Annotated in this window: 3 protein-coding genes; all 3 read right to left on the bottom strand. The window is 71.0% G+C overall.

The window, feature by feature from the left end:
- The coding region (locus tag F6S12_RS29545) for an amino acid adenylation domain-containing protein (protein WP_315869671.1) at window positions 1–3,070 on the bottom strand (3,070 nt) is incomplete at its 3' end.
- On the bottom strand, window positions 3,060–4,826 hold the full coding sequence (locus F6S12_RS29540) for an ABC transporter ATP-binding protein (RefSeq protein ID WP_315869670.1): 1,767 nt from the start codon (window positions 4,824–4,826) through the stop codon (window positions 3,060–3,062). The genes F6S12_RS29540 and F6S12_RS29545, both read right to left, overlap by 11 nt.
- A partial coding sequence (locus tag F6S12_RS29535) for an ATP-binding cassette domain-containing protein (RefSeq protein WP_315869669.1) occupies window positions 4,823–5,229 on the bottom strand: 407 nt, incomplete at its 5' end. The genes F6S12_RS29535 and F6S12_RS29540, both read right to left, overlap by 4 nt.

Raw genomic sequence — 5,229 nt, 5'->3', positions numbered from 1 at the left:
TGTGTTCGGGCAGCCATTGCCCCAGCCACTGGCGCAGGGCCTGGGGTTCGGGCAGCGGCTCCCGGGCCAGCAGCACCGCCGCCAGCTGCGCTTCGCTGCCGGGCAGCACCAGGCTCAACGCGCGGTCGATGGCCGGGTGGCGCTCCAGGGCCACATCGATTTCTGCCAGCTCGATGCGAAAGCCGCGGACCTTGACCTGATGGTCCAGGCGCCCGAGAAACTCCAGGCTGGCGTCGGCCCAGTAGCGGCCCTGGTCGCCGGTGCGATACCAGCGCCGGCCCTCGTGCTCGACAAAGCGCTGGGCGCTGAGGGTCGGCAGGCCGCGATAGCCGGCGGCCACCCCGGCACCGCCGATCCACAGCTCGCCGGGCACCCAGTCCGGGCAGTCCCGGCCCTGGCTGTCCACCACCCGGAAGCACTGGTTGTCCAGGGGCCGCCCGTAGGGGATCGAACGCCAGTGCCCGGGCACCTGCGCCACGTCCTGGTAGTTGGACCAGATCGCCGCCTCGGTGGCGCCGCCCAGGGCCACGAACGGCACGCGGTGGCCCGCCGCCCGCTCCAGGCGCCGTGGCAGGTCGAGGCCGACCCAGTCACCGGAGACCATAGCCAGGCGCAAGGCTCCCAGGCCGCCGTCGTCGCGCACTTGCAGGGTCAGCATGTCCAGCAGCGCCGGCACCGAGTTCCACACACTCACCCGCTGCTCGCGGATCAGCCGCAGCCATTCCCGGGGCTCCTTGCGCAGCCCGTCCGCCGGCAGTACCAGGGCGCCGCCGACACTCAGCAGGCCGAACAGGTCGTACACCGACAGGTCGAAATCCAGGGCCGAGACCCCCAGCACCCGATCCTCGGCGCTCACCTGGTAGCGCCGGTTGATCGCGGTGACGGTGTTCATCGCCGCCCGATGGGACAGTTCCACGCCCTTGGGTTCGCCGGTGGTGCCCGAGGTGAAGATCACGTAGGCCAGGGCATCCGCCGCCATCTCCAGGGGTTGCCCCAGCGCTGGTGCGACCAGCGCCTGGGCCAGGGTCACCACCCGCAGTTCGGCGAGCCAGATACCGCCCTCGCGGTGGGCCTGATCGGTGATCACCACCCGCGCCCCGGCGCGCTGGTAGATCATGTCGCGGCGCGCCGGCGGCTGCTCGATGCCCACCGGCACATAGACCGCCCCGGCGGCAAGGGTCCCCAGCACCGCGACCACCTGGTCGCGGCCCTTGGGCAAGGTGATCGCCACCGCGTCACCCGGCTGCACGCCCCACTCGCCCAAGGCCCCGGCCAGTTGCAGGGCCTGCCGGGCGAGCTCGGCGTAGCTCAGGCTGCCCTGCTCGCAGATCAGCGCCACGGCCTCGGGGTTCAGGCGCGCCTGCTGGAAAAAGCCCTGGTGCAACAGCTGAGCCGGGGTCGCGTGTGCGGTGGCATTGACCTGCTGGCGGCGCTGCTGTTGCGCCGCCGGCAGCGGCAAGGGCGCCACCTGCTGCCAGTCGTTGGCGCACAGCCACAACAGCAAGGCGCGGTAGGCGTCGAACATCTCGTCCAGCAGGCCTTCGGGGAACAGCGCGTCCACCGCGTCCCAGTTCAGCAGCAGGCCGTCGGCCAGCGGGTAGCTCTGGTGGTCGAGCCAGACCTGGGGCGTCTGCGACAGCGCCCAGCCCGGTTCGCCCAGTTGCTCGCGGCAGGTGGCGTCGACAAAGGCCGGGCCCAGGTTGCAGGCGAACACCACCGGCGCGCCCTGGCCACCGCCCTGGCGCAGCCGCGCCCGCTCGCGCAGCACCTCGACCCCGGGCCAGGCGCTGTGGGCGATGTCGCGGTGCAATTGAGCCTGCAACGCCAGGGCCTGCTGGCTGAAGGGCGCGGGCTGGCGCTGGTCGACTTCCAGCAGCACCAGGTTGGAAAAGTCCGCCAGCAGATGAGGCACGCACGGGTGCAGTTCCTGGCGATTGAACAGCGGCACGTTGAGCAGGAAATGCTGGCTGGCGCTCCAGCGCCCCAGCACCTGGCCATAGGCGCAGGCCAGCACGCTGGCCAGGGTCAGCCCGTGCTGCCGGGCGCGCTGCTCCAGGGCCTGCAACTGGCCCTGGTCCAGACGCATGGCCAGGCGGCGAAAACGCGCAGTGCCGGCGTTCTGCGGCTCCTGGGCCAGGGGCAGTTGCGGGCCGTCCGGCAGCTCTTCCAGGCGCTCCAGCCAATAGTCCCGGGCCGCCGCCAGCAGTGGCGCGCGCGCCGCCTGTTCGGCCCGCAGGTAGTCGGCGAAGTTCCAGTCCAGGGCCGGCAGGCTGTGCTCCTGGCCGGCATGGATCAGCGCCAGGTCGCGCAGCAGGATGCCAATGCTGAGCACGTCAGCCACCAGCAGGTCGATGTTCAGGTGCAGGCGGCTGCGACCTTCGGGCAGCAGGCTCAACTGCACATCGAACACCTGCCCGCGGCTGACCTCCAGGCTCCGGTGCGAGAGGTTTTCGCGGATCTGTTCCAGGGCCTCGGCAGCCCCGACGCAGGAAGCCTGGCGCAGGTCGTGGACGGTCAGCCCGGGCCAGGGGCTCTGGGGCAGGATGCGCTGGCAGGTGTCGCTGATAAAGCACGCCCGCAGCATCGGATGGCGCTGGCACAGGCGGCGCAGGGCCTGCTCCAGGCGCTGGGGCTCCAGGCCATGGCCGTCCAGTTCCTGGTACAGGTGGCAGCCGACGCCGCCCAGGGGCATGCCCGGATCGCGGCCGAACCAGTAGGCCTGTTGCAGTGGGGTCAGGGAGAAATCGCTGTTGGCAGGAGCGCTGGCCACAGCCTGCAGGCGCGGCGCCGCGAGGCCACGGCGAGCCTCAATCAGCGCCCACCAGGCGTCCAGGGTCGGTTGCTGGATCAGTTCGGCGAAGCTCAGGGCCACGCCTTCGGCGGCCAGCAGCGCCGGCAGGCGCATGATGCTCACCGAGTCGAGCCCCTGCTCGATCAGGGAGGCCTGGGGTTCAAGATCCTCGGCGCTGTAGCCGAGCAGCCGGGCAATGCCTTCGCAGAGTCCTTGGGGTGAATGACTCAGGCCGGCGTGCGCTGGATGAGCGCGTGCCAGTGCTGGGTTATCGGTCATGGTGGACGTTCCTTTGGGGTACGGAAGGGGGTTGGCGCAGGCGCCAGCGATTGATCGCCTCGCGCTCGTGGAACAGCTCGCGATAACGGCCCGGGGCCGCCATCAGTTGGGCGTGGGTACCGCGCTGGGCCAGGTGGCCCTGCTCCAGCAGGAGGATCTGTCCGGCGCTGGGGGCCAGGGTCGGTTTGTGAGTCACCAGCAGCACCGTGTGCTTGCGCGCCAGTTGCAGCAGGCAACGGTTGACCCGGGCCTCGCTGATGGCATCGAGGGCCGCGGTGGGTTCGTCCAGCAGGATCAGGCTGGCGTCCTTGAGCAGCACCCGGGCCAGGGCCAGGCACTGGCGCTCGCCCCCGGAGAGGCTGACGCCGCCCTCGCCGACCCGGGTCTGCCAGCCCTGGGGCAGGCGCTGGGCCACAAGGTCCAGGCCGGTGGCGCGGGCGGCGTCCATCAGTTGGCTGTCGCTGGCCTCGGGGCCGCCCAGGCGCAGGTTGTCCAGCAGGCTCGCAGCCAGCGGCGGACAGTCCTGGAACATCAGGGCGATGGAACGATCGCGCTGCGCGGCGGACAGTTGGCGCAGGTCGACACCACCCAACAAAATGGCGCCGCTATCGACATCGCTGAACCGCGCCAGCAGGCGCAGCAGGCTCGACTTGCCGGAGCCGGAGGCGCCCACCAGCAGGTTCAGCGAGGCCGGCGCCAGCTCGAAGCTGATGCCCTGCAGGATCACCTGCTCCTGGCGCACCAGCCCCAGGTCGCGCACCTGCACCTGATGCCCCCGGGGTTCCTCGGGCTGGCTCGGCTCCGGCAGCGCCGGCAGGCGCAACAAGTGGCGCAAACGGTTCAGGCCATGGCGGGTCTGGCGCAAGGTCGTGCCGAGGTTGACCAGGGTGCCCATGGGCTCCACCAGGCAGGTGGCGAGCACCGCCAGCGCCAGGTACTGGGCCACTCCCAGGCTGCCACCGAGCACTGCATACAGGCCGCACAGCAGCATCGCGGTGTAGCCGGCCTGGAGCACCACCGCCAGCCCCAGGGCCGCCGGAAAGGTCCGCCAGTGGGCCCGACGCTGGGCCCTGCGCTGTTGCTGCAAGGCCTCGGTGAGCAGGCTGAAGCCTTCGCCGGTGCGGCCACTGGCACGCAGCAGCGGCTGCTGGCGCAGGAACTCCAGGACCCGCGCCGCCGCCTCGTTGGCCGCCGCCTCACTGCGGCTTTCGGCCTGGCCGCCCCAGCGTACGCCCCAGTGGTAGAACACCAGCAGCAGGGGCACGCTGGCCAAGGCCGCCAGGGCCATGGTGCGGTCATAGAAGAACAGCGCCACAAGCAGCGCCAGGGGCGTCAGCAAGGCGTTGGCCATGGGCTGCAACAGGTGCGCCGGGGTGCTCATGATCTGCAGTACGGTGTGGGTCACCAGCCGATTGAGCTCGGCGCTGCGGCGCTCGACGAACCACTCCAGGGGCAGGCGCACCAGTTGTTCGCCGATGCGCAGGTTCAACGACTGGGCCGCCGCGGCGCCCGCGCGGTAGCCCGCCAGTTGCGCATGCCGGCGCACCCCCAGGCACAGCAGCGCGAAACCGGCAAAGGCCCCGGCCCATCGCCACGGCGCCTGCCCGGCAGCGGCATCGAACAGGCTGGCAAAGGCCATGGGCAACAGGGCCAGCGCCGCGCCCTGGGCCAGGGCACTGGTGGCCATGGCCAGCAAGGCCCGGCGCAGCAGGCTGGCTTCGGCCGGCTGCAAACTGCGTAACAGTGCGCCAATCATGCCTGCTCCCCCGCCGTTTCCACGGCGCAGAACTGCTGCGCCGCCCACAGCCCGGCATACACCCCCTGCTGCTCCAGCAGGGCCGGGTGCCGGCCGCATTCCACCAGTTGCCCGGCCTGCAGCACGGCAATCTGGTCGGCATCCTGGATACTGCTCAGGCGATGGGCGATCACCAGCACCGTGCGCCCCGCCGCCAGCCGCGACAACGCCTGCTGGATCGCCGCTTCGGACTCCGGGTCGCTGGCGGCGGTGGCTTCGTCCAGCACCAGGATCGGTGCCTGGCTGAGCATCGCCCGGGCAATGCCCAGGCGCTGCACTTCACCACCGGAGAGCTGCACGCCACTGCCCAGCTGGGTGTGATAACCCTGGGGCAAGGCGGTGATACGACTGTGGATCTGCGCCG

It is taken from the genome of Pseudomonas sp. JV245A (assembly GCF_032424515.1).
In the GTDB taxonomy this organism is placed as follows: domain Bacteria; phylum Pseudomonadota; class Gammaproteobacteria; order Pseudomonadales; family Pseudomonadaceae; genus Aquipseudomonas; species Aquipseudomonas protegens.
The sequence above is the reverse complement of the archived record's forward strand: the minus strand, read 5'-3'. Positions and strand labels throughout refer to the sequence as shown.